The 24206-nt window shown below is 60.6% G+C and carries 21 protein-coding genes; 10 read left to right on the forward strand and 11 right to left on the reverse strand.

Annotation, left to right across the window (positions count from 1 at the left end; translation table 11 throughout):
* Window positions 1-70 precede the first annotated feature (70 nt).
* From KVH01_RS03075 to KVH01_RS03095, 5 genes are all read right to left on the reverse strand, one after another.
* A complete protein-coding gene (locus KVH01_RS03075) occupies window positions 71-1294 on the reverse strand; it encodes a hypothetical protein (RefSeq protein WP_217880408.1) in 1224 nt (407 codons plus the stop codon).
* Between the two features lie 220 nt (window positions 1295-1514).
* Entirely contained in the window at window positions 1515-2765 is a 1251-nt protein-coding gene (locus tag KVH01_RS03080; RefSeq protein ID WP_217880409.1) for an OprD family porin, read from the reverse strand.
* Window positions 2766-2948: 183 nt separating this feature from the next.
* Window positions 2949-4406 carry an AdeC/AdeK/OprM family multidrug efflux complex outer membrane factor gene (adeC, locus tag KVH01_RS03085; protein ID WP_043050007.1) on the reverse strand — a complete coding sequence of 486 codons (1458 nt, stop codon included), beginning with the start codon at window positions 4404-4406 and terminating at the stop codon, window positions 2949-2951.
* Entirely contained in the window at window positions 4403-7564 is a 3162-nt protein-coding gene (locus KVH01_RS03090; protein ID WP_043050008.1) for an efflux RND transporter permease subunit, read from the reverse strand. The genes adeC and KVH01_RS03090 overlap by 4 nt, the downstream gene beginning before the upstream one ends.
* 3 nt (window positions 7565-7567) lie before the next feature.
* Complete coding sequence (locus KVH01_RS03095) at window positions 7568-8716, reverse strand: efflux RND transporter periplasmic adaptor subunit (RefSeq protein WP_043050009.1); 1149 nt, start codon at window positions 8714-8716, stop codon at window positions 7568-7570.
* A 265-nt stretch (window positions 8717-8981) separates the two neighbouring features.
* On the opposite strand from KVH01_RS03095, the gene KVH01_RS03100 reads away from it, so the two are divergent.
* Window positions 8982-9614: a TetR family transcriptional regulator gene (locus tag KVH01_RS03100; protein WP_217880410.1), complete on the forward strand. Its 633-nt coding sequence runs from the start codon at window positions 8982-8984 to the stop codon at window positions 9612-9614.
* A 303-nt stretch (window positions 9615-9917) separates the two neighbouring features.
* Here KVH01_RS03100 and KVH01_RS03105 read toward each other — a convergent pair whose 3' ends face one another.
* The 3 genes from KVH01_RS03105 to KVH01_RS03115 are packed head-to-tail and all read right to left on the reverse strand — an operon-like array spanning window position 9918 to window position 12512.
* Window positions 9918-10973: an alkene reductase gene (locus tag KVH01_RS03105; RefSeq protein WP_217880411.1), complete on the reverse strand. Its 1056-nt coding sequence runs from the start codon at window positions 10971-10973 to the stop codon at window positions 9918-9920.
* A gap of 31 nt (window positions 10974-11004) precedes the next feature.
* Window positions 11005-12171: an MFS transporter gene (locus tag KVH01_RS03110; RefSeq protein ID WP_217880412.1), complete on the reverse strand. Its 1167-nt coding sequence runs from the start codon at window positions 12169-12171 to the stop codon at window positions 11005-11007.
* Window positions 12172-12185: 14 nt separating this feature from the next.
* A complete protein-coding gene (locus KVH01_RS03115) occupies window positions 12186-12512 on the reverse strand; it encodes an ArsR/SmtB family transcription factor (RefSeq protein ID WP_046071364.1) in 327 nt (108 codons plus the stop codon).
* 155 nt (window positions 12513-12667) lie between these two features.
* Here KVH01_RS03115 and KVH01_RS03120 point away from each other — a divergent pair, with 155 nt between their 5' ends.
* Window positions 12668-13252, forward strand: a complete 585-nt coding sequence (locus tag KVH01_RS03120) for an acyl carrier protein phosphodiesterase (protein WP_217880413.1) — start codon at window positions 12668-12670, stop codon at window positions 13250-13252.
* Window positions 13253-13292: 40 nt separating this feature from the next.
* On the opposite strand, the gene KVH01_RS03125 is transcribed toward KVH01_RS03120, so the two are convergent.
* The gene (locus tag KVH01_RS03125; RefSeq protein ID WP_217880414.1) at window positions 13293-14084 is read right to left on the reverse strand and encodes a lysophospholipid acyltransferase family protein; all 792 of its coding nucleotides are present in this window, start codon (window positions 14082-14084) and stop codon (window positions 13293-13295) included.
* Window positions 14084-14839 carry an L-ornithine N(alpha)-acyltransferase gene (olsB, locus tag KVH01_RS03130; RefSeq protein WP_217880415.1) on the reverse strand — a complete coding sequence of 252 codons (756 nt, stop codon included), beginning with the start codon at window positions 14837-14839 and terminating at the stop codon, window positions 14084-14086. The genes KVH01_RS03125 and olsB overlap by 1 nt, the downstream gene beginning before the upstream one ends.
* 188 nt (window positions 14840-15027) lie before the next feature.
* Between olsB and KVH01_RS03135 the strand changes: the two genes are divergently transcribed.
* Together KVH01_RS03135 and KVH01_RS03140 are read left to right on the forward strand one after the other, a co-directional pair.
* Window positions 15028-16101 (forward strand): serine hydrolase domain-containing protein, encoded by a 1074-nt coding sequence (locus KVH01_RS03135; protein WP_217880416.1) that lies wholly within the window; start codon window positions 15028-15030, stop codon window positions 16099-16101.
* Window positions 16098-16412, forward strand: coding sequence for an amidase (locus KVH01_RS03140; RefSeq protein ID WP_217880417.1), 315 nt, complete (start codon window positions 16098-16100; stop codon window positions 16410-16412). The genes KVH01_RS03135 and KVH01_RS03140 overlap by 4 nt, the downstream gene beginning before the upstream one ends.
* A 40-nt stretch (window positions 16413-16452) precedes the next feature.
* Here the strand turns inward: KVH01_RS03140 and KVH01_RS03145 are convergent, their stop codons facing one another.
* The gene (locus tag KVH01_RS03145; protein ID WP_217880607.1) at window positions 16453-16743 is read right to left on the reverse strand and encodes a DUF3077 domain-containing protein; all 291 of its coding nucleotides are present in this window, start codon (window positions 16741-16743) and stop codon (window positions 16453-16455) included.
* A gap of 529 nt (window positions 16744-17272) precedes the next feature.
* Here KVH01_RS03145 and KVH01_RS03150 point away from each other — a divergent pair.
* From KVH01_RS03150 to KVH01_RS03175, 6 genes are all read left to right on the forward strand, one after another.
* A complete protein-coding gene (locus tag KVH01_RS03150) occupies window positions 17273-18451 on the forward strand; it encodes a M20 aminoacylase family protein (protein ID WP_217880418.1) in 1179 nt (392 codons plus the stop codon).
* Window positions 18452-18622: 171 nt separating this feature from the next.
* Window positions 18623-19933, forward strand: coding sequence for a citrate-proton symporter (locus KVH01_RS03155; RefSeq protein WP_217880419.1), 1311 nt, complete (start codon window positions 18623-18625; stop codon window positions 19931-19933).
* A complete protein-coding gene (locus KVH01_RS03160) occupies window positions 19930-21372 on the forward strand; it encodes an amidase (protein ID WP_217880420.1) in 1443 nt (480 codons plus the stop codon). The genes KVH01_RS03155 and KVH01_RS03160 overlap by 4 nt, the downstream gene beginning before the upstream one ends.
* Window positions 21373-21435: 63 nt before the next feature.
* Window positions 21436-22194, forward strand: a complete 759-nt coding sequence (locus KVH01_RS03165) for a helix-turn-helix domain-containing protein (protein WP_217880421.1) — start codon at window positions 21436-21438, stop codon at window positions 22192-22194.
* A gap of 174 nt (window positions 22195-22368) precedes the next feature.
* Window positions 22369-22950 (forward strand): YceI family protein, encoded by a 582-nt coding sequence (locus KVH01_RS03170; protein ID WP_217880422.1) that lies wholly within the window; start codon window positions 22369-22371, stop codon window positions 22948-22950.
* A 1-nt stretch (window position 22951) separates the two neighbouring features.
* The gene (locus KVH01_RS03175; protein ID WP_217880423.1) at window positions 22952-24109 is read left to right on the forward strand and encodes a phospholipase D-like domain-containing protein; all 1158 of its coding nucleotides are present in this window, start codon (window positions 22952-22954) and stop codon (window positions 24107-24109) included.
* Window positions 24110-24206: the final 97 nt, after the last annotated feature.

The following is a 24206-nucleotide window of genomic DNA, read 5'->3' on the forward strand; positions in this document are numbered from 1 at the left end:
GGCGCGCACCATACAGCAAGTTTGTCGTGAGTCTACGATCAGCTGACGAGTGCGCGCCTGGTCCGCCAACTCAGCGGGCTTGAAGCGGGTTGTAGTTCTGGTTCCGATATTGCTGGTCCTGTTTAGCTTCTTCCGGGTTGGAGACAAAGCCACCGCCCATGTAGACCGTCCCTGACATCTCTGCACCCAGATTGATATAGGAGAAATTCTTGACGTTGGAGTCGATGATGACGCTATCGTTACCTTCCTGGGTTTGTATAAAAAAGCGTGAACGGCCGGTAGGATCATTTTTGACCGGCAGTAAGAATTTTTCTCCATTGATGTCGGCAATTAATGAACCATCGTCGGCGGCACTGATGCGTACCTTGTCGTCACCATTGCCTGTCTTGATTACCGTGACGCCGTCGCCGGGGTAGTCGGAGTGATTATTTTGAGTGAAACTAATAGTGACATCGCCCTGTTTGAATACTTGGCTGTCACCTTCTTTCGTCATGTGCAACGGTACGGGAATAACGTCCGGAGCAGAAAAAGTTTCTTTGTCGGCGGATTCAGGCGCTGATGTGTAGTGATCTCGGCCCGATACAAGATGATCTTCGTTGAGGCTGATTGAGGTTTCAAACCAGATTTTCTTATCAATGTTTACTTGATCGTTTCCTCCATTGGTTTTTATTTCAAGCTGCCCCATGATCGCCCCATGATTTTCAATGGGCAGCCCGTAGGCTTTTCCATTTATTTCAGCAACAACAGCTCCTGACTGAAGTGTCTTGATCTCTATGTGATCATCTTGGTTGCCGGTTTCTATGGTGACTTTATTACGCGTGGTAGGCGTGCCATTGAAACTTCCCTGATGCAGAGGAGAGGAAGTTATTTTGACGTTGCCATTCTCAAATTCGTGGGTGACAGGCGCTCCCGTTGGAGACCTTGGCACCTCCGTAAGCGTGGTCCAGATGACATTTTGGTCAGGTGGTGTCGTGCCAGCCGAGCTTTGAACTGGAGCTTGAGTTGGCGCTTGAGTTAGCGTTGGAGTTGGAGTTGGAGCTGGAGCTGGAGTTTGGCGCGGGCGCGGGCTTGGGCGATGCCAATCGTGCTTGTGGCGAGTCAAGTGCGAGGAATGGTGAAACCGGCCACGTTTACCTGCTTTGCGGGTATGGACCTGCGGCGCCTTATCGGTGCTGTCGGAGTCTGCCGAAGTGGTCGTTGCGTTTTGTTCTTTGAATGTGTGCTTGTCGTCTAATTGCTGTTTCCAGTTGTTCCAAGTGTGCAAGGCTGGGTTGCCGGAATTTACTGTAGTCATGTTGTTGCTCCATATGTTAAGAAATGAAGAAAGGTTCGAGTACGAAAAGGCTCTCTTAGTAACTCGGCCATTCTTAATGGCGCAGCGACGACTATGGTTCATATTGTATTTGTTTCATTTCCCTACGGTTTGGAAGGGCGTAAGCCGCGAGTGGACGAACCGTTTCCTCACCTGTTAATGAAGGGCGCTTGCTGGGCGGCTGGAGGTAGCAATTGAGGTGTTAGAGCAGGGAGATCGGATAGCTGACGATCAACCGGTTTTCATCAAACTCATTGTTGCTGTAGTCCCGGCGCATGCTTGAATTGCGCAAGCGCACATTGAAGTTCTTCAGTGCGCCGCTCTGCACCGTATAGCCGATTTCACTTTCACGGCCCCATTCCTTGCCGTCGCTGATGGTGCCTGTGTGCACATTGCTGCCGCTGATATAGCGGTTCATGAGCGTCAGACCGGGTATGCCGAGGGCGGCGAAGTTGTAGTCGTGGCGCACTTGCCAGGATTTTTCCTCGGCGTTGTCGTAACTCGAGTTATAACTGTCGTTGGCCAGGGTTCCGCCACTGGTGCCATTGACGCGCATCCAGGCGCTGTTGCCGGTGAGTGTTTGTAGGCCGAGGTAGAAGGTGTGGCCGCCGTACCTGGCGGAGAACAGGCCGGACCAGGTTTTGTTGTCCAGGCTGCCTGCGCGGGCGCTGCCGTCGTCCTTGCCGTAGAAGAGCCCCAGGTTGGCGCCGAGTGTCCAGTTGCCGACGGGCTGGCTGTGGATCAGGTTGACGAATTGCTGACTGTAGATGTCCTTGAGCTGGGCGTTCCATACGCCGACCTGGGTGCGCTTGTCGTTGAAGGCATATTCGGCACCCTGGAAGTTGAAACGGTCGGAAGTAAACGCAGCTTTACCGACCATCGACATGTCGCCCATGCTGCCGTCATCACGCGGGCTGTTAGCGCGGAACTGGCCGCCATACAGGGTCAGGCCGTCGATTTCCTTGGAGGTGATCTGCCCGCCGCGTAGGGTCTGCGGCAGGGAGCGGCCGTCGTCCGAACGCAGGATCGGCAACACTGGCATCCATTCGCCTACCTTGAGTTCCGTCTTGGAAAACCGCGCCTTGAATGCCACACCCAGGCGTCCGAATTCGTCCGCTGGCCGGCCATCATGGTCCAGCGGCAGCAACTGAGTGCCGCCCGTGCCACGCCCACCATCGAGCTTGAGCGAGTACAAACCCAGCACGTCCACACCAAAACCTACTGTGCCTTGGGTGAACCCGGACTTGGCGTCGAGGATAAAACTCTGCGTCCACTCCTGCGCGCCGCCCTGGGCCTTGGTCGGGTTGGTGTAATTGCGGTTGAAGAAGAAATTACGCAGGTTGAGGTTGGCGCTGGCGTCTTCGAGAAAGCCGTGCTCTTCGGCGATAGCGGGAAGGGCAAGGCTGGCGACAGCGGTCGCCAGCAACAGCTGGCGCGGTTGGAAAGTGCTCATGGCGTTGGACCTGTTGTTATTGGGCTTATGCAGGTGGCGGCCATGGTGCGCGGCGGTGTGGGGTCGATTCAATCGGGGCAGGGCGGGTTGTGGGCGATGATCGAACGCAACTTGGCGGGGTAATCATCCAGGCATAAAAAAACCGCTTCCGGTGAGGGAAGCGGTTTTCTTACACCCGCACTATCAGAACAACTTCAAGGGCGGTGCTTCTTCTTTCAACGGCTCATTCTGCGCGGTCTGCTCGTTCCAGCCACCGCCGAGGGCCTTGTACAGGTTGACCTCGCTGTTGAGCTGAGCCAGGCGGTCGGTGATCAGCGATTGCTGGGCACTGAACAGCTGACGCTGGGCGTCGAGGAAGGTCAGGTTGCTGTCGACACCAATGCGATAGCGACGCTCGGCCAGGCGGTAGTAGTCCTGGTTAGCCTCGACGAAGCCACGTTGGGCGTCCAGTTGCTGCTTGTAGGTCGCCCGTGCGGCGAGGCCGTCGGAGACTTCCTGGAAGCCGGTCTGGATCGCCTTCTCGTAGTTGGCCACGTTGATCTCTTTCTGGATCTTCGAGTAGTCCAGGCTTGCGCGCAGGCTACCGGCGTTGAAGATCGGGATGTTGATCTGCGGGGCGAACGCCCAGGTGCCCGAGCCGCCTTTGAACAGGCCGCCCAGGGTAGGGCTGGCGGTGCCGGCGCTGGCGGTCAGGCTGATGCTCGGGAAGAACGCTGCACGGGCAGCGCCGATATTGGCGTTGGCCGCCTTGAGGTTGTACTCGGCCTGCACAATGTCGGGACGACGTTGCAGCAGGTCCGATGGCAACCCGGCAGGTACTTCGCTGAGCAGGTTATCCGACAGCGGCTTGCTGACGATATTCGCCGGCAGGCCGGTACCCAGCAGCAGGGTCAGGTTGTTCTCGTCCTGGGCCACCTGGCGGGTATACCGGGCCAACTGGACCCGGGCATTTTCCACCGAGGTGCGTGCCTGGCTGAGGTCCAGCGCCGAGGCCACGCCGACTTCGTTGCTGCGCGAGGTGAGCTTGAAGCTCTGCTCGAAAGCACCGAGGGTGTCCTGGGTCAGCTTGAGCAGTTCCTTGTCGGCCTGCCAGGTCAGGTAGGCATTCGCCACGCTGGCCACCAGGCTGATCTGGGTGCTGCGCCGCGCCTCTTCAGTGGCGAAGTACTTTTGCAGCGCTTCTTCACTCAGGCTGCGTACGCGACCGAACAGGTCCAGCTCATAGGAGCTGATTCCGAGGCCGGCCGAGTATTGGCTGGTGATGCCTGCTTCGCCGGTCTGCGACAGCTTGGCCGGGGTGCGCTGGCGGCTGCCGCTGCCGGTGGCCGACACGGCCGGGAACAGGTCGGCACGCTGGATCTGGTACTGCGCTGCATAAGCGTCGATGTTCAAGGCCGCGACACGCAGGTCACGGTTGTTCACCAACGCGGTCTGGATCAGCTGCTGCAGGGCAGGGTCATGGAAAAACTGCTTCCAGCCTTGCTCGGCAGCGGCCTGGCCCGGCGCCTGGGCCGACGAATACGCCGGCCCCTGCGGGAACTGCGCGGCCACCGGCGCATCGGGGCGCTGATAGTCAGGTATCAGCGAGCAGCCACTGAGCACGAATGCCGTGACGGCTAGGGAAAGTAGCGACTTGCTCATTGGCCAGCCTCTTTAGGAGTTTCAGTAGTGTCTTTCTTTTTGCGTTCGCCAGCCGAGGACACGGTTGCATAGAACAGTGGCACCCAGAAGATCGCCAGCACGGTGGCGGTGATCATACCGCCGATTACGCCGGTACCGATTGCGTGTTGGCTACCTGAGCCGGCGCCACTGGAAATCGCCAGCGGCAGTACGCCGAGCACGAACGCCATGGACGTCATGATGATCGGGCGCAGACGCATCCGCGAAGCTTCGATCGCCGCCTCGACGATGCCTTTGCCTTGCTCATGCAGCTCCTTGGCGAATTCCACGATCAGGATGGCGTTTTTCGCCGCCAGGCCCACCGTCACCAACAAGCCCACCTGGAAGAACACGTCGTTGGACAAGCCACGCATACTGGTAGCGATCAGCGCACCGATTACACCCAGTGGCACAACCAAGATCACCGCAATCGGGATCGACCAGCTTTCGTACAGTGCCGCCAGGCACAGGAATACAACCAGCAGCGACAGTGCGTACAGCGCAGGTGCCTGGGAGCCGGACAGGCGTTCTTCATACGACAGGCCGGTCCAGGAGTAGCCGATGCCGGCCGGCAGTTCCTTGGCAATGCGTTCGACTTCCGCCATCGCGTCACCGGTACTGTAGCCCGGCGCCGGGGTACCGAGGATTTCCATCGCCGCTACACCGTTGTATCGCGAGAGCTTCGGTGAACCATAGATCCACTTGCCCGACGAGATGGCCGACAGAGGCACCATTTTCCCGGACTCGCTGCGCACATACCATTTGTCCAGGTCTTCCGGCGCCATACGACTGGCAGCGTCACCTTGCACATACACCTTCTTCACACGACCACGGTCGATGAAGTCGTTGATGTAGCTGCCACCCAGGGCAATGGCCAGGGTCTGCTGGATATCGGCGAGGCTGATGCCCTGGGCACTGGCCTTCTCGTCGTCGACGGTCAGCTCATATTGCGGCTCATCGTTCACACCGTTGGGACGTACGCCTGCCAGTACCTTGCTCTGCGCCGCCGCACCGAGGAACTGGTTACGTGCAGCCATGAGCTTGTCGTGGCCGACGCCACCCTGGTCTTGCAGGAACACGTCGAAACCGGTGGCGTTACCCAATTCAAGAACCGAAGGTGGCACGATGGCGAATACCATTGCGTCCTTGAAGGCTCCGAAGAAGTAACCCTGGGCCCGCTTGGCGACTTCGAATACCGATTGGGTCGAGTCACGCTCATCCCACGGCTTGAGCATCACAAACGCGAGGCCCGAACTCTGGCCACGGCCGGCGAAGTTGAAGCCGTTTACGGTAAACACCGAGTTCACGGACTTGCCTTCGCCTGGCTCGCCTTCCTTGTCATGCAGCAGGAAGGCCCGCATGTCATCGATGACTTTTTGCGTACGTTCAGCCGAAGAGCCGACCGGTGTCTGCACCTGGGCAAAGATCACGCCCTGGTCTTCCTCAGGCAGGAACGCGCTCGGGATACGGGTGAACATCCAGATCATGCCGGCCAGGATCAGCACATACACCAGGAATGCCGGGATCTTGTGCTTGATCATGCCGCCCACGCCGCGCTCGTACTTGAGTACGCCGCTGTCGAAGGTGCGGTTGAACCAGCCGAAGAAGCCGCGCTTGGGTTGGCCGTGCTTTTCCGGATCGATCGGCTTGAGCATGGTGGCGCACAAGGCCGGGGTGAAGATCAGGGCAACCATGACCGACAATGCCATCGCCGAAACAATGGTGATGGAGAACTGACGATAGATCACCCCGGTGGAACCACCGAAGAACGCCATCGGCAGCAGTACCGCCGACAGTACCAACGCAATACCCACCAGGGCGCCCTGGATCTGGCCCATGGACTTGATCGTCGCTTCTTTGGGCGACAGGTGTTCCTCGGCCATTACCCGTTCGACGTTTTCCACCACCACGATGGCATCGTCCACCAGCAAGCCGATGGCCAGGATCATGCCGAACATGGTCAGGGTGTTGATGGTGAAGCCGCACGCGGCCAGGATTCCGAAGGTGCCCAGCAATACCACCGGTACGGTCATGGTGGTGATGATGGTGGCGCGGAAGTTCTGCAGGAACAGGAACATCACCAGAAACACCAGCACGATCGCTTCGACCAGGGTGTGAACCACACCGGAGATCGATTCGGTCACCACCGGGGTGGTGTCATACGGCACCACCGCTTTCATCCCTGGCGGGAAGAACGGCTCCAGGGACTTGACTGTTTCGCGGATGGCCTTGCCGGTGTCCAATGCGTTGGCACCTGCCGCCAGCTTGATGGCCATACCCGAGGCCGGCTTGCCGTTGAACTGCGCACTGATGCTGTAGTTCTGGCCGCCCAGTTCGATACGCGCCACGTCACCCAGGCGAACCTGGGAGCCGTCGGTATTGACCTTCATCAGGATCTTGGCGAACTCTTCAGCGCTTTGCAGGCGCGTCTTGCCGATGATGGTAGCGTTCAGCTGGGTACCGGGCAGGGCAGGCAGGCCGCCCAGTTGGCCGGTGGCCACCTGCACGTTCTGCGCCTTGATGGCGTTGCTGACATCCACCGGGGTGAGCTGGTAGTTGTTCAGCTTGGCCGGGTCGAGCCAGATACGCATGGCGTACTGCGAACCGAAGACCTGGAAGTCACCCACGCCCGAGGTACGGGAAATCGGGTCCTGGATGTTGGACACGATGTAGTTGGACAAGTCGTCCTTGGTCATGCTGCCGTCTTCCGACACCAGACCGATCACCATCAGGAAGTTCTTCACCGACTTGGTCACACGGATACCCTGTTGCTGCACTTCTTGCGGCAGCAGCGGGGTGGCCAGGTTCAGCTTGTTCTGCACCTGGACCTGGGCGATATCCGGGTTGGTACCTTGGTTGAACGTCGCGGTGATGGTCATGCTGCCGTCGGAGTTACTGTCCGAGGCGACATAACGCAGGTTGTCGATACCGTTGAGCTGTTGCTCGATAACCTGCACCACGGTGTCCTGCACGGTTTGTGCGGACGCGCCTGGGTAGGTCACCTGGATATCAATGGCCGTCGGCGCAATGGCCGGGTATTGGTTGATAGGCAACTTCAGGATCGACAGTGCCCCGACCAGCATGATCACCAGGGCAATTACCCAGGCAAAAATGGGACGGTCGATAAAAAATTTCGACATGGATTACTCCCCTTGACCAGCAGCGGCAGCAGGCGCTGCAGCAGTACCGGCGGGTTTGGCGTTGTCGGCGTCCTTGACCTTGACTTCGATACCCGGCTTGATGAATTGCAGGCCCTCGGTGATCACGCGGTCACCGGCGTCCAGGCCTTTTTCCACCAGCCAGTAGGCACCGGCAGTGCGGTTGGCAACCAGCTCGCGTTGCTCGACCTTGTTGTCCTTGTTCACGATCAGCGCCGTCGGAATGCCCCTGAGGTCACGGGTCACGCCTTGTTGCGGAGCGAGAATGGCCTTGCTGTTCACACCCGCTTGCAACTGGGCGTGCACGAACATGCCCGGTAGCAGCACATGGTCAGGGTTGGGGAACACGGCACGCAGGGTCACGGAGCCGGTGGTCTGGTCGACCGACACTTCGGAGAATTCGAGCTTGCCGTCTTGGGCATAAGGCGTGCCGTCTTCCAGAGTCAGCTTGACCTTGGCCGCGTTGTCGCCGGCTTTCTCCAGTTGGCCACTGGCAAGGTCGCGACGCAGTTTCAACATTTCAGCCGAGGATTGGGTAACGTCGACGTAGATCGGGTCCAGTTGCTGGATCACGGCCATGGCATCGGCCTGGCCATTGCTGACCAGTGCGCCTTCGGTGACCGAAGAACGGCCGATACGCCCGGAGATCGGTGCGAACACCTTGGTGTAGCGCACGTTGATCTGGGCGCTCTGCAGGTCGGCTTCGGCGGTCATGCGGTCGGCGACGGCGGTGTCGTATTCCTGACGGCTGACGGCCTGTTCATCGACCAGTTGCTTGTAGCGGTCGGTGATCGACTTGGTCTGGGTCAGCTTGGCCTGGGCGCTCTTGAGTGTCGCTTCATAGACCGACGGGTCGATCTGGTACAACTGCTGGCCTTCCTTCACATCCGCGCCTTCCTTGAACAAGCGCTTGAGAATGATGCCGTTGACCTGAGGCCGGACTTCCGCGATGCGATAGGCCGTGGTGCGGCCTGGCAACTCGGTGGTCAGGGTAAAGGCTTGCGGTTGAATGGTGACCACGCCGACCTGAGGGGTTTGAGCGGGCGGTGCCGCTTCTTCCTTTTTACATCCGCTGAGCAGCGATGCCAGGGCGACGGCAGTGACCAGAGCGGTAACAGCTGGCTTAAGTTGCATGAAGATCCTCGGGTCAGGCGCGCAGAGTGCGCACAAGAAGTGTGGAAGGGTAAAAAACAGGCTGCGAGTGGATAAGTAGCTTGCTACGCAATATACTTACGTTCATGGTTGTTTGTAAACTCTTGACAGGCCGTGCGCAATGTTGACAAAGCTGCGCCCCAAGCCTCGATTCTAGTACGTTCGGCGCCCATGACGGCGTCGTCCCACAATTATTCAGATGATGGTCAAGCACCATCCACAGTGTCCCGATTGAGGTTTTACTGCCATGGTTCGTCGCACCAAAGAGGAAGCTCAGGAAACGCGCAGCCAGATTCTCCAAGCCGCCGAGCAAGCCTTCTATGAGCGTGGCGTGGCGCGCACCACCCTGGCGGACATCGCCGCGCTGGCCGGGGTGACGCGCGGTGCTATCTACTGGCATTTCAGCAATAAGTCCGATTTGCTCCAGGCATTGCTCGACACGCTGCACGAGCCCTTGGACGAATTGGCCCGCGCCAGTGAAAGCGAGGACGAAGTCGACCCGCTGGGCTGTATGCGCAAGTTGCTGATTCATCTCTACCATGAAGTGGCCCTGGACCCGAAAACCCGGCGCATCAACGAAATCCTGTTTCATAAGTGCGAGTTCACCGATGAAATGTGTGACATGCGCCGCCAACGCCAGACCCACACTCTCGAATGCAACCTGCGAATCGGCTTGACGTTGCGTAACGCAGTCCATCGCGGGCAGCTTCCGGAAGCGCTCGATACCACCCGTGGAGCCATATGCATCCATGCGTTTATCCACGGTCTGATCGGTCAGTGGCTGTTGGTGCCTGACAGTTTCCAACTGCATCAAGATGCCGAGCGCTGGGCCGACATAGGGCTGGACATGCTGCGCCTGAGCCCCAGCCTGCGCAATTGAGACAAAATGCGTAATTGCGTCCAGTTGTGTCAATAGTAAAGACCAGAGACAGTCAATCGTCCCTTTGCCTGATTGGAGGGGTGACTTTATATACGGGCTGGCCTGCGGTTGATAGGTAGCCGGCTAAGTATTTTGTAGCGATTTTGTTGCGGTTCTGTGAAGCAATGTTTCCAAGCGCCTACATACAGTCAAAATGTGGAAGGGGGCTTGCTCCCGATAGCGGTGCCTCAGTCAACCCATCATTGACTGACACACCGCTATCGGGAGCAAGCCCCCTCCCACTTTGTTTTTTGTTTCAGTCAGTTAGATCGGCAGCGTCGGATAGTCGATGTAACCCACCGGGCCTTTGCCATAGAAGGTTTCCGGGTGCGGCTCGTTCAACGGCGCATCGGCCTTCAATCGTGCCGGCAGGTCCGGGTTGGCGATAAAAGGAATACCAAAGGCCACCGCATCCGCCTTGCCCGCCGCCAGCCAGGCGTTGGCGCTGTCCTTGGTGAAGCGTTCGTTGGCGATGTACACACCGCCGAAGGCTTTTTTCAGTTGTGGGCCGAGGCTGTCCGCGCCTTCTTTTTCACGGGAGCAGATGAAGGCGATGCCACGCTTGCCCAGTTCGCTGGCGACGTAGGTGAAGGTTTCGGCCAGGTTGGCGTCGCCCATGTCGTGCGCATCGGCGCGCGGTGCCAGGTGCACGCCCACGCGGCCGGCGCCCCAGATTTCGATGGCGGCGTCGGTCACTTCCAGCAGCAGGCGCGCACGGTTTTCCAGGGAGCCGCCGTATTGGTCGGTGCGCTGGTTGGTGCTGCTTTGCAGGAACTGGTCGAGCAGGTAGCCGTTGGCGCCGTGGATTTCCACGCCGTCAAACCCTGCAGCCTTGGCGTTCTCGGCACCTACGCGGTAAGCGTCGACGATGTCGGCGATTTCAGCGGTTTCCAGGGCGCGTGGGGTCGGGTAGTCGGCCAATGGACGAACCAGGCTGACGTGACCTTTGGCCTGGATCGCGCTGGGGGCCACTGGAGTTTCGCCGTCCAGGTAGGACTCGTGGGAAATGCGACCCACATGCCACAGTTGCAGGAAGATCTTGCCGCCCGCGCCATGCACGGCCTTGGTGATGTTGGCCCAACCACGTACCTGGTCGTTGGACCAGATGCCCGGCGTGTCCGGGTAGCCCACGCCCATGGGCGTCACGGAGGTGGCTTCGCTGAGGATCAGCCCGGCGGAGGCACGTTGCACGTAGTACTCGGCCATCAGCGCATTGGGCACGCGCCCGGCATCGGCACGGCAGCGGGTCAGCGGCGCCATGATGATGCGGTTCGACAGTTCCAGCTCGCCCAGTGTGATCGGATCGAAAATAGTCGTCATGGGATAACACCCTTCTCTTTAAGTGGATTGATCAGTTGGTCGCAGGGGCCAGGTCGGCATCGCCGCTCTGACGGAAAGTGAGCAGGGTCGCCAGCAGGGCCAGGATCGCCAGTGCTGCGGCGGCCAGCGGCACGCTGGTCAGGCCGAAACCGTGGGCAATCACGCTGCCGCCGACCCAGGCGCCAAGGGCATTGCCGATATTGAACGCGCCGATGTTCAAGGTGGACACCAGGTTCGGTGCCGCCTTGCCGAAGGTCACCACATTGATTTGCAGCGCCGGTACGGCGGCAAACGAAGCGGTGGCCCACAGGAACAGGGTGATTTCGGTGGGGATCAGCGCGACGCTGGTCCAGGACAGGACAGTTGAGACCACCGCCATGCTGATGAACACGCCGATCAGGGTGGCCGCCAGGCGTTTGTCCGCCAGCTTGCCGCCGATGATGTTGCCCACCGTGAGGCCCAGGCCGATCAGCAGCAGGGTCCAGGTCACGCCCTTGGGCGACACGCCGGTGACATCGCCAAGCAGCGGTGCGACGTAGGTAAAGAGGGTGAACATCGAAGCGGCAAACAACGCTGTCATGCTCAGCGACAACCAGATGCCGGCACCTTTGAGGGCTGCCAGTTCGGCGCGCATGTCGAGTTTTTCTTCGTCACGTTTGGCCGGCAGGAAGCGGATCAGGCCGATCAAGGCGATCACGCCAATCACGGTCACCGCCCAGAAGGTCGAGCGCCAGCCAGCTTGCTGGCCCAGGGCGGTGCCCAGCGGTACGCCGAGCACGTTGGCCAGGGTCAGGCCGGTGAACATCAAGGCCACGGCCGAAGCGCGCTTATTGGCTGGCACCAGGTTGGCCGCGACCACTGAGCCAATCCCGAAGAACGCGCCGTGGCACAGCGCGGTGACGACGCGGGCAAACATCAGCACGTTGTAGTCACTGGCCAGGGCGCAGAGCAGATTGCCGACGATGAAGATGCCCATCAACGCGACCAGCGCCGCCTTGCGTGGCAGCTTGGCGGTGGCCAGTGCCATGAAGGGGGCGCCGATGGCCACGCCCAGGGCGTAGCCAGTAACCAGCCAGCCGGCGCCGGGGATCGACACGCCCAGGTCCGCCGCCACATCGGGCAGCAGCCCCATGATGACGAACTCGGTGGTGCCGATGGCAAAGGCGCTGAGGGCCAGTATGAGTAGCGAGAGGGGCATCTACGTTTCCTTTATTACAGCGGTGCGCTCATATCAGCGCTGAGTTCAGTGGTGAGCGCCACGAGAAAGGCTTGGATCACTGCCTCGTTGCGTTTGAAAAAGTGCCATTGCCCGGCCTTCTGGCTGCTGATCAACCCGGCCCGTTGCAAGGTGGCCAGGTGGGCCGACACAGTCGACTGGGACAAGCCGCAGCGCTGGTCGATCTGCCCGGCGCAGATACCGTATTCGTGGTTGTGCAGTTGCTCGGGAAATTGCACCTTCGGGTCTTTCAGCCAGGTGAGGATGTCTCGTCGTACTGGGTGCGCCAGGGCTTTTATTATTTCGTCGAGGTCAATGGACATGGCAGTTTGCTCGGTGTCGTAAAGCGTTATATCGCGATGAGGCGAACTTTAAATCGGTCTATCCCGATATACCAATATGAATTTGATCTGAGGTCAGGCTGAATCGGTATATCGGGTTATAACGATACGTTGAAGGCAGTGGTAGACTGCGCGCCATGAATTATCTCGCACATCTGCATCTGGGCGGCCAACTTCCTGCGCAACTGCTGGGCAGCCTCTATGGCGACTTTGTCAAAGGTCGCCTGCAGGGCCAGTTCAGCCCGCAAATCGAAGCGGCGATCCAGCTGCATCGCTCCATTGACCGTTTTACCGATAGCCATGCGCTGGTGGGTGAGGCGTTGTCGCGTTTCAGCCTGACCCGCAGGCGCTATGCCGGGATCGTCCTCGATGTGTTTTTCGACCATTGCCTGGCGCGGGATTGGGCGCTGTATGCCGACCAGCCCCTGGAGCGTTTTACCGCGCAGGTGTATGGCGTGCTGGCGGCCGAACCCGCGTTGCCGGGGCGGCTGGCGCAGATTGCGCCGTATATGGCGGCGGATGATTGGCTGGGCTCGTATCGCGAGTTTGCGGTGATGGAGCAGGTGTTGAGGGGGATTTCGCGGCGGCTGACCGACCCAGACGCGTTGGGGTTTGCGATGCAGGAGTTGCGGGTGTTGTATGAACCACTGAGCAGAGACTTCAGTGAGTTCTACCCAGAGTTACAGGCATTCGCACAAACCCAGCAGGCCACACAGAATTGAATGTGGGAGGGGCTTGCTCCCACATTTAACCGTGCCCGCTTTAGGCCGCAAACGCAGGCCGAGTATTTACTGGCTCAACCTCCGGCACCGGCCCAAACAACGCCTTCTGCACCGCCTGCTGCGCCTGGAACGCCAATGCCGCACGCTCTTGCCCAGCGCAGGCAATCGGCTTGAGCACATGAATCTCCACATCGCCCTGGTCATTGGAAAACAGGCGCATCAGGTGCGAGAGCAAATCATCATCGCCAATAAACGGTGCCAGCGGGTCGACCTGGCCGTCGCGCAAATAACGGATCGCTACCGGTTGCAGCGACACATCCGCCTCAATCGCGCTGGCCAGTAAACGCCCGTGGAACGTACGCAGGCTGCGTCCATCAGTGGTGGTGCCTTCGGGGAACATCAGCAGCGGGTGCTGTTGCTCCAGATGGCGGGTCATTTGCTTGCGGATCAACTGGCTGTCGCCCGCGCCGCGACGGATAAACAGGCTGCCAGCCTTGGCCGCCAACCAGCCGGCCACCGGCCAGGTGCGCACTTCGGCCTTGGACAGGAACGACATTGGCGTGACCATGCCCAGCAGCGGGATATCCGTCCAGGACACGTGATTGCTCACCCACAGCATCGGCTGTTGCGGCACCTCACCGTGCACCGTCACGCGAAAGGGCAGGGCGTTGCTCAGGCGCGCCATAAAGAACCGCGACCAACGCTGGCGCCGCACCATCGAGTTGGCGACACCCAGGCGCTCGAACAGGCCAAACGCACTGGCCATGCTCAAACCCAGCGCCACCACCAGCAGCACCCGGGCGATGCGCCCGTACACACGCAGGCGGCTCATCACATGGCCGCCTTGAAGTGGCGTGCATAACGCGGGCACAACTCATCGCGCTTGAGCAGGATGAACACGTCGGCGACCTGGAAGTCTTCATCCCAGCACGGCTCGCCGCAGATCTTTGCGCCCAGGCGCATATAGGCCTTGAGCAGCGGTGGCATCTCGGCGATGACATTGGACGGCAGGTCCAGGGCCGGCAACGGTTTTTTCGGTTCGGCGCGCAAGTGTTCGTTGCACAGGTAACGCTCGCGCAGGCGCTGCATGATCGCGTGGGCCTGGATACCGCCATCGTGCATCGGGATGCTCGCGCAGCCCATCAGGTAGCTGTAGCCACCCTGATTGAGCACCTCGGCCAACTCACCCCACAATACCGCGATAGTACCGCCGTTGCGGTAGGCCGGGTCGACGCAGGTGCGGCCGATTTCGAGGATCGGGCCCTGCAGGTGCAGCAGGCCATGCAGTCTGAATTCTTCTTCACTGTAGAACCGGCCCAGGGTACTGGCGGCCTGGTGGTCGAGCAGACGGGTGGTGGCGACGAGTCGACCGCTGTTCAAATCCCGCACGCCGATGTGGCTGCAGTGAACATCATAGTCATCCATGTCCAGGCCCAGTTCCGCGCCTTTCAGCTTGGCGTTGAACTCGCCGCTGAACACGTTGAACCGCAGGGCCTGGGCTTCCTGCAAAGCCTGTGCGCCCACCAGGCGTTCGGCTTGCAGACGGCGTTCATTGCCTTTGTCGCTGATGCGGGCGATCTGAGTCATAGCGAGTCTCCGAGTGCCGGCCAGGTTGTACGGCCAGTCGACTTTGTTGTCCAAAGTCAGGCTATGTAGCCTCGGTGTCATCTCCATGAAGTTACGGTGACGGTTGGATGACAGACCCTGTGTAGCAAATCTGTCATTGGCCTGCGCTAGGCTCGCGGGCTTGAATGCCCCCCCTTGAGTTTGCGTCCATGGTCCGAGGCCTGTTGTGCGTTGCCCTGTTGTTTGTCACCGTTACCGCCCGCGCCGAAACCTGGCCTGAAAAGGATTGGGCCATGGGCACACCACTCAATGGCCCCGCTGTCGATGCATTGGACGCCTACGCTTTCCCGCCCCGTGACGACACTAGCCGCGAAGGCATTCGTACCGATGCGCTGCTGGTCATTCGTGACGGCGAAATCATCTACGAACGCTACGCCGCGCCCACCACCGCCAGCACGCCGCACCTGACCTGGTCGGTGAGCAAAAGCCTGATGGCCACCGTGCTTGGAGTCGCCTACGGCGAAAACCGCTTCAAGTTGAGCGACCCCGTTGCGCGTTTCTACCCGCCGATGAAGCAGCATCCCAAGGTGACCATGGCCGACCTGCTGCACTGGGCCTCGGGCCTGGACTGGCAGGAAGACTATGAATACGCGCCGCTGAAATCCTCGGTGGTGGCGATGCTCTACACCCGAGGTCGTGGCGATATGGCCGAGTTTGCCGCCAGTACCGACGCTGCTGCTGCCCCGGGCCAGGCGTTTCGTTATTCCAGTGGCGACAGCAACATCTTGTCTGCGGCCCTCAAAGGCATGCTCGGCCACAAGGCATATATGAGCTATCCGTGGGATGCGTTGTTCAAGCCGTTGGGCATTCGCAATGCGACCTGGGAAACCGATGCTGATGAAACCTTCGTCGCCTCGTCCTATGCCTACCTCACCGCCCGCGATCTGGCGCGTGTCGGCCTGCTGATGGCGCGGGGTGGACGTTGGGGTGAGCAACAGTTATTGCCTGAAGAATGGGTCGCCTTCAATCGCCAGCCGTTCGCCAAATACAAAAGCGGCCAGGATGAAGCGGTTCCCGGCGGCCAATGGTGGCTCAACACGGGTGCGTCCAGACCGTGGCCCGATGCCCCCGCCAATACCTTCGCCGCATTGGGCCACTGGGGCCAAGCGTTGTTTGTGATACCTGACGAACACCTGGTGATCGTGCGCTACGGCGATGACCGCGACGGCAGCTACCGTCATAACGAACTGCTCAAGCGCGTGCTGGCGGCGGTGCGGTCATGATCCGTCGTCGGCCGTTTACCAGTCTGTTTCTGCTGCTGTTGCTCGCCCTGCTGGGCTGGGTGTGGCATGAGCGCGTCAACCTGCAAGCCTTCCCCGACATCATCGCGGCGTACACCGCCAAGGAATATTGCTCGTGTCGGTATGTGGAAAACAACCCGGCGCAGTATTGCCGTGGGTATGTGAAGCAGTACGTGCCGACCAGTGCGCTGATCGACACGCCTGAGCGCAGTGAAGTGACGGCGAGTGGGTTGGGGCGTACGCATACGGCAAGGTGGGTGGGTGAAAGGCAGGGCTGTCGGTTGTTGCTGTGAAGTATCAGGCGCCCGGTGCAGTGCACCGGGCGTGTACTACTTACTGCGGTTCTGGGGTGCCGGGCTGCATCGCCAGCAGCAGGTCATCGATGATAGCTTTGCCCATTTCGCCCAAGTAATGCGAGGCGAACGCAAACCTCTCGGCCCTGGGGTCCATGGCAGCTTCAAGGGAGAGCATTTTTGCGTAATAGAGCACGTGGGATGCGTGTTCGAGGGCTTCTACAAGCGGAACCCCGGCGTTGACGCGGAACAGTTTCAGGTGGCTTTTGTTTTCTCCGCAGTCTGCGAAGGTGGCGGCGCCGATGGTTTCGGCTGATAGAGCATTTGGCATAGCAGAGTCCTTTTGCATGAACAAAAAGAGCTGCCACTTACGTTTCCAGGCGAAGGGTGGCAGCTGTACGCGGGCTGGAAACCGAGGCAAAAGGAACCCGGCAGACCCGAAGGTCTCCCACGCACAGCCGCCATAAAGCACAAACTGCAGGCATAAAAAAAGCGCCTGCTGATTGTTTGACGACGCTGTAGCGTCCTTAAGCATCGGGTTTCCAGGCCCGGTCACTGATGAGCAGCGACGGTGGGAGATTAACGCTATGCAGGCGCCCTCGCAACCGGTGGCAAATGGCTGTTGTGTTTAGCGAGCATGCTGATGGCAGCGGCGGGTCAGTTAGAAATGTTTTGGCTGGCACTCAGTCATCGGGAGCAAGCCCCCTCCCACATTTTGATCTCCAGAGATTTTAAGAAAATGGTTGGCTTCAGGTTCCACTGGGTGGAACCACCTTTGATTGTCCTCGCGCCCACATCGCGGTTAGCTGGCGGTGTGTCGCCAACAAGAACGGGAACACCCGCCTGTGAGGAGAATCACCATGCGCCCACACCAGCACATCCTGGATTGGCTCAGCGACGTTGCCAGCGACTTGCACGCTGTGCGTCACGATATCCATGCTCATCCTGAGCTTGGCTTTGAAGAGAACCGTACCTCGGCACTGGTCGCGCAATCCTTGCGGGAGTGGGGGTATGAGGTGCATACCGGCATCGGCAAGACTGGTGTGGTCGGCGTGCTGCGCAATGGCAACAGCTCGCGCACGTTGGGGATTCGCGCCGACATGGACGCCTTGCCCATCATTGAAAACACCGGCGCGGCCTATACCAGCCTGCATGCCGGCTGCATGCACGCCTGCGGCCATGACGGCCACACCACCATGTTGCTCGGCGCCGCGCGTTACCTGGCGGCGACGCGGCAATTCGACGGCACTTTGAACCTGATTTTCCAACCCGCCGAAGAAGGCCAGGGCGGTGCCGAGGCGATGCTGGCTGACGGTTTGCTGGAGCGTTTTCCCTGTGAGGCATTGTTCGGCATGCACAACATGCCAGGCTTGCCGGCTGGGCATCTGGGCTTGAGAGTGGGCCCGATGATGGCGTCCCAGGACCTGCTCACCGTGACCCTCGAAGGTGTGGGTGGCCATGGCTCCATGCCGCACCTCACAGTCGATCCATTGGTGGCGGCCGCCAGCATGGTCATGGCCTTGCAGACGGTGGTGGCGCGCAATATCGATACCCAGGAAGCCGCCGTGGTGACGGTCGGCGCCTTGCAGGCCGGCCAGGCTGCCAACGTGATTCCCCAGCAAGCGTTATTGCGCCTGAGCCTGCGCGCACTCAACCCCAAGGTGCGTGAACAAATGCTGGAGCGGGTCAACGCGATCATCCAGACTCAGGCCGCCAGCTTCGGCTGCACGGTACAGGTCGAACACCGCCCGGCCTACCCGGTGCTGGTCAACCATGCCGAAGAAACCGAGTTTGCCCGCCAGGTCGCAGTTGCGCTGCTCGGCGCCGATGCCGTGGACGGCAACACCCGCACGCTGATGGGCAGCGAAGACTTCGCCTGGATGTTGCAGCGCTGCCCTGGCAGCTACCTGTTCATCGGCAACGGCGTATCGCGGCCGATGGTGCATAACCCCGCCTATGACTTCAACGACGACATCCTGCTGACCGGCGCCGCCTATTGGGGCGCACTGGTCGAGAGCTGGTTGAAACCAGCTGGATGATCCGAATACCCGTAGGAGCGAGCTTGCTCGCTAAAAACCAACAGACGACTCGGGCTACCTGACAGCGCTACGTCATCGTTGACGATTTTCGCGAGCAAGCTCGCTCCTACAGCAACACCTTTTTTTCTGCCGCTGGACCCTTTCCCTTATCGGTTGAATGGAGTGTTCCTCATGCAGACTTCAAACCCCGGCGTTTCCCGCAGCCGCCAAGTAGTGGCGGCCGTGATCGGCAACGCGTTGGAGTGGTACGACTTTATCGTCTACGGCTTTCTGGCCAGTATCATCGCCCGGCAATTCTTTCCCTCCGAGGATGAATACGCTTCGCTGCTGATGGCCTTGGCCACCTTTGGCGTGGGCTTTTTCATGCGCCCTGTGGGCGGCATCCTGTTGGGCATCTACTCCGACCGCAAAGGCCGCAAAGCGGCGATGCAGTTGATTATCCGGCTGATGACCGTGTCCATCGCAATGATCGCCTTTGCGCCAAACTATGCCGCCATCGGCATGGGCGCGCCGCTGCTGATCGTGGTGGCGCGCATGCTCCAGGGCTTTGCCACCGGCGGGGAATACGCCAGTGCCACGGCGTTCCTGGTGGAAAGTGCGCCGGCCCATCGCAAGGGCTTGTACGGCTCGTGGCAGCTGGTGGGGCAATGCCTGGCGGTGTTTGGTGGGGCGGCGATGGTGGCGCTGGTCACGCATTTCTTTTCCCCCGAAACCCTCGACCTGTGGGGCTGGCGCCTGCCGTTCGTGCTGGGCTTGCTGATCGGCCCGGTGGGGTTGTGGATTCGTCGGCACATGGAAGACCCGGAAGAGTTCATTGAGGCGCGCAGAAACGCCACCGGCCCGGCGCCGAGCCTGATGAATGTGTTGCGTGATCATCGCCGCAGCATCCTGGTGTCCATGGGGCTGGCCTGTGGGGCGACGGTGTCGTTCTATGTGGTGCTGGTGAACATGCCGACCTTCGCCCACAAGAACCTCGGCCTGCCGTTGGATCAGGTACTGATGGTGCAGATGTTTGCGGTGGCGCTGATGACCGTGGTGATCCCATTGTCCGGCCTGCTCTCGGATCGTCTGGGGCGGCGACCGGTGCTGATGGCGTTCACCCTGGCGTTCTTTGTGATGGTCTACCCGCTGTATGTGTGGGTGGCCGCCGCGCCGTCCATCGAACGCTTGCTGGTAATGCAAGTGATGCTGTGCACGGCCATCGGTGGGTTCTTCGGCCCCGCGCCGACGGCATTGGCCGAACAGTTTCCCATCGAGGTGCGCTCCACCGGCGTATCGGTGGCCTATAACGTAGCGGTGATGGTGTTCGGTGGTTTTGCACCGTTGATCGTGACCTGGTTGAGTAAGGTGCTGGGCACACCGGTGGCGCCGTCGTTCTATGTGTTGTTCGCTTGCGTGCTGACGCTGTTGGGCACTTACTGCATGCAGGAGGCACCGCGGGCGAAAAAACCGCTGCCGTTTTCAAGCGAGGTGAAGCCTTGAATATTGTTGATTGGGATGCCACGCAACTGTCGCGGGCGATCCATGGGCGGCAGGTGTCGTGTGAAGAGGTGATGCAGGCGTACCTGGCGCAGATCCGGCGCTTTAACCCTAAGGTAAATGCGCTGGTGTCGTTGCGCGACAGCGATGCCGTGCTGGCCGAGGCGAGAGCCTGTGATCGTGAGCTGGACCAGGGCCAGACCCGCGGCTGGATGCACGGCATGCCCCAGGCGATCAAGGACCTGGCGGCGACCCAAGGTCTGCGCACCACCCTGGGCTCACCGTTGTTTGCCGAACATGTGCCGAGTGAAGACGCCATCAGCGTGGCGCGGGTGCGGGCCAGTGGCGCGATCATCATCGGCAAGACCAACGTGCCGGAGTTCGGCCTGGGCTCCCATACCTACAACACGCTGTTCGGCACCACCGGCAATGCTTATGACCCGCGCCTGTCGGCCGGCGGCAGCAGCGGCGGGGCGGCGGTGGCCCTGGCGCTGCGCATGCTGCCGGTGGCCGATGGCAGCGACATGATGGGCTCGCTGCGCAACCCGGCGGCGTTCAACAACGTATTCGGCTTGCGCCCGTCCCAGGGGCGTGTGCCCCACGGGCCGATGCCGGAACTGTTCGTGCAGCAGCTGGGCACCGAAGGTCCCATGGGCCGCAGCGTGACGGATGTGGCGCGCTTGCTGAGCATCCAGGCCGGTTACGACCCACGGGTGCCGTTGTCATCCAAGGATGATCCCGCTGTGCTGGGCCAGCCGCTGCAGCGCGACTTCAACGGCGTGCGCCTCGGTTGGCTGGGGGACTACAACGGTTATCTGCCGATGGAAGACGGCCTGATGAGCCTGTGCGAAACGGCCCTGGGTGACTTCGCCGAGCTTGGCTGCAAAGTAGAAAGCTGCCAGCCGGACTTTTCAATGGCACACCTGTGGCGCTGCTGGCTGGCACACCGCCATTGGCTGGTGCACGGTAACCTCGGCGCGGCTTATGCCAACCCCAAAAAACGCGCACTGCTCAAGCCCGAAGCGCAATGGGAAGTGGAGGGCGGCCTGGGCTTGAGCGCCCAGCAGGTGTACCAGGCTTCGGTGGATCGTAGCGAGTGGTACAGAGCCTTGACCAAATTGTTCGAACGTTACGATTTTCTGCTGCTGCCCACCGCCCAAGTGTTCCCTTTCGATGCACAACAAGCGTGGCCGTGCCATGTAGCCGGGCGCGAAATGGACACCTATCACCGTTGGATGGAAGTGGTGATCGGCCCAACCCTGGCCGGCTTGCCGAGCATGAGCATCCCGGTGGGCTTCAACTCCCAAGGCCTGCCCATGGGCCTGCAAATCATCGGCCCGGCCCAGGCGGACCGCGCCGTGCTGCAATTGGCCTATGCCCATGAACAGTTGACCCAATGGGTGCAGCGCCGACCGCCGGCGTGCCTGGAATCGACCGGCTGAAATGCCAACGGGCCTGCATCTTGCTGTGAAAATGATCATCCACCGGCAACAGGGAGATCGAACATGGACACAGGCACCGTACGCTCGGTTGAGCGCGCATTGGCAATCGTCGAATTGCTGGGTGAGCACCAGGCCCTGGGGCTGGAGGAACTGCACTACCTCACGCGCCTGCCCAAGGCCACGGTGTCGCGCATGTTGCTGACCTTGCAGGAACAGGGCTGGGTCTATCGCGGCCTGAGCGATCGGCGCTACCGCCTGCGTGCCCGGCGTTTGTTCGGCGATACCCAGCAACGCTTCAGGCGCCAGGTGGTGGAAAGCGCGGCGCCGTGGTTGGTGGAGTTGAGCGAGCGCACCGGCTTGGTGGTGGACTTGTCCTGCTTCGACGGCGAGCGCCTGGAAGTCATGGAGAGCGCGATTCCCAGCGTGTTGCGCAAGCTGTACCCGAACAACTGCCAGATCGTCGGCCAGTACGCCAGCCTGTTTCACTCGGCGATGGGCAAGGCCTGCCTGACGCAACTGCCCCGTGATGAAGTGCAACGCCTGGCGGGCCGCGACCGGGTGGCCGCCGATGAGCAATACCATGCGTGCGAGCACACCCAGCACCAGGGGTTCGGCCAGCGTACCGAAGGCTATTGGGAATACCCGGTACGTCTGCCGTTTCTGATCCGGGCGGTGGCGTTACCGGTGCGCGCCCAGGGCCGGTTGGTGGGTAGCATGGCCTTGCATTGGCCGATGCATCAGGCGCCGGTGGAGCGGGTGTTGAACCTGCATATGGCCAGCCTCGAACAGGCTGTGCTTGAGGTGCAGCAGGCCTTGGCCTAGACACTCACCACAGGACCAATGTGGGAGGGGGCTTGCTCCCGATAGCGGTGTGTCAGTCAGTTCATCTATAACTGACCCACTGCTATCGGGAGCAAGCCCCCTCCCACAATCGATTTGCGCCGCTCATGATATTGCGCTTAATGTTCGCCCAGGTTTTTTGCCCCATGAGTCTTTATGTTCAATGTCAAACCCCTGGTCTTCGCCCTGCTGACCTGTGCCACCGTGCCTGCCCACGCCGACTGGTACCTGGATAACGAATCCTCGCGCCTGTCTTTCGTCACCACCAAAAACACCGAGATTGCCGAGGTGCATCGCTTCCTGGTGCTGCACGGCAAGGTCGACGCCAAAGGCGCGGCGCAGTTGCAAGTGGAGATGGAGTCGATCAACAGTGGCATTCCGCTGCGCGACGAGCGCATGCGCAAGGAGCTGTTCCAGATCAAGACCTTCCCCAACGCGTTGATCAGCGCGCAGATCAATCTGCAGCCGATCAACGACCTGGCGCCCGGCGCGCAGTTGGAATTGCGCCTGCCGCTGAGCGTTACCCTGCACGGCAAGACCCAGACCTACAGCGCCGAATTGCTCGCCACGCGCCTGGATGAGCGGCGCTTCCAGGTGGTGACCCTGGAGCCGGTGGTGTTGCACGCCGAGGATTTCGACCTGGCGCCGGGCGTAGCGGCGTTGCGCAAGGCTGCCGGGCTTAAGTCGATCAGCCTGTCGGTGCCGGTGGGTGCGGTACTGATTTTCACGGCGCGCTGACATGAGCGGCGCAGTGTTCCCGTGGCGCAGCGCCAATCAGTTTGAATTGCTGATCGACGGGCCGAGTTTCTTCCCGCAGATGCTGGTGGGCATTGCCCGGGCCGAGCAGCAGGTCGATCTTGAATTGTATCTGGTCGAAGCCGGGGCCTGTGCCGATGCCATGGTGCAGGCGCTGGTGCTGGCCGCCGAGCGCGGCGTGCAGGTGCGCTGCCTGTTTGATGATTACGGCAGCCTGGCGTTTACCCTCGGGCTGCGCAAGCGCTTGATCGATGCTGGCGTGGAGTTGCGCTTCTACAATCGCTTGAATTGGCGGCGCTGGATGCGCAACCTGTACCGCGACCACCGCAAGCTGTTGCTGATCGACCAGGGGGTCGCCGTGGTCGGCGGCACGGGCGTCACCGATGAGTTCTGGACGCCAGGGCAAGACAGCGCCGACTGGCATGAAGTGATGGTGCAGATCCGCGGCCCGCTGGTGCTGGACTGGCAGGCCCTGTTCGACCGGCAGTGGCACGCCAACGCGGCGCGCCGTGAATGGAAACCGGCGACCCATTTCGGTTTGCCGCGCTTGCCCAAGGTGCCTGCGATGGGCCCCGGCCTGGGTCGCGTGGCCTATGCCGACGCCCGTCAACACCGGGATATCCTGCAATCGCTGATCCGCGCCTTGAACAGCAGCAAGGGGCGGGTCTGGCTGGCGACGCCTTACTTCCTGCCGACCTGGAGCGTGCGTCGTGCCTTGCGCAGGGCGGCAGGGCGGGGCGTGGATGTGCGTTTGCTGCTCACCGGGCCACGTACCGATCACCCGTCAGTACGCTACGCCGGCCATCGTTATTACCCGCGTCTGCTGCGGGCAGGCGTGCAGATCTTTGAATACCAGCCGTGCTTTTTGCACCTGAAAATGGTGCTGGTGGATGATTGGGTGAGCATTGGTTCGTGCAATTTCGATCACTGGAATTTGCGCTTCAACCTGGAAGCCAATCTCGAAGCGTTGGACCCGGGATTGACGGCGGCGGTGGTGAGCAGTTTCGAAGCGGATTTTGCCCAGAGCCAGGCGGTGAGCCTGGAGGCATGGAAAGCGCGGCCGTTGTGGCGGCGGGTGAAGCAGCGGGTGTGGGGGTGGATTGATCGGTTGGTGGTGAACCTTCTCGACCGACGCGGCTAGCAAGAACAATGAGGTCAAATGTGGGAGGGGGCTTGCTCCCGATGGCGGTGGATCAGCAACTCATCCAGTGACTGACACCCTGCTATCGGGAGCAAGT

Source organism: Pseudomonas khavaziana (assembly GCF_019145205.1).
GTDB classification, from domain to species: domain Bacteria; phylum Pseudomonadota; class Gammaproteobacteria; order Pseudomonadales; family Pseudomonadaceae; genus Aquipseudomonas; species Aquipseudomonas khavaziana.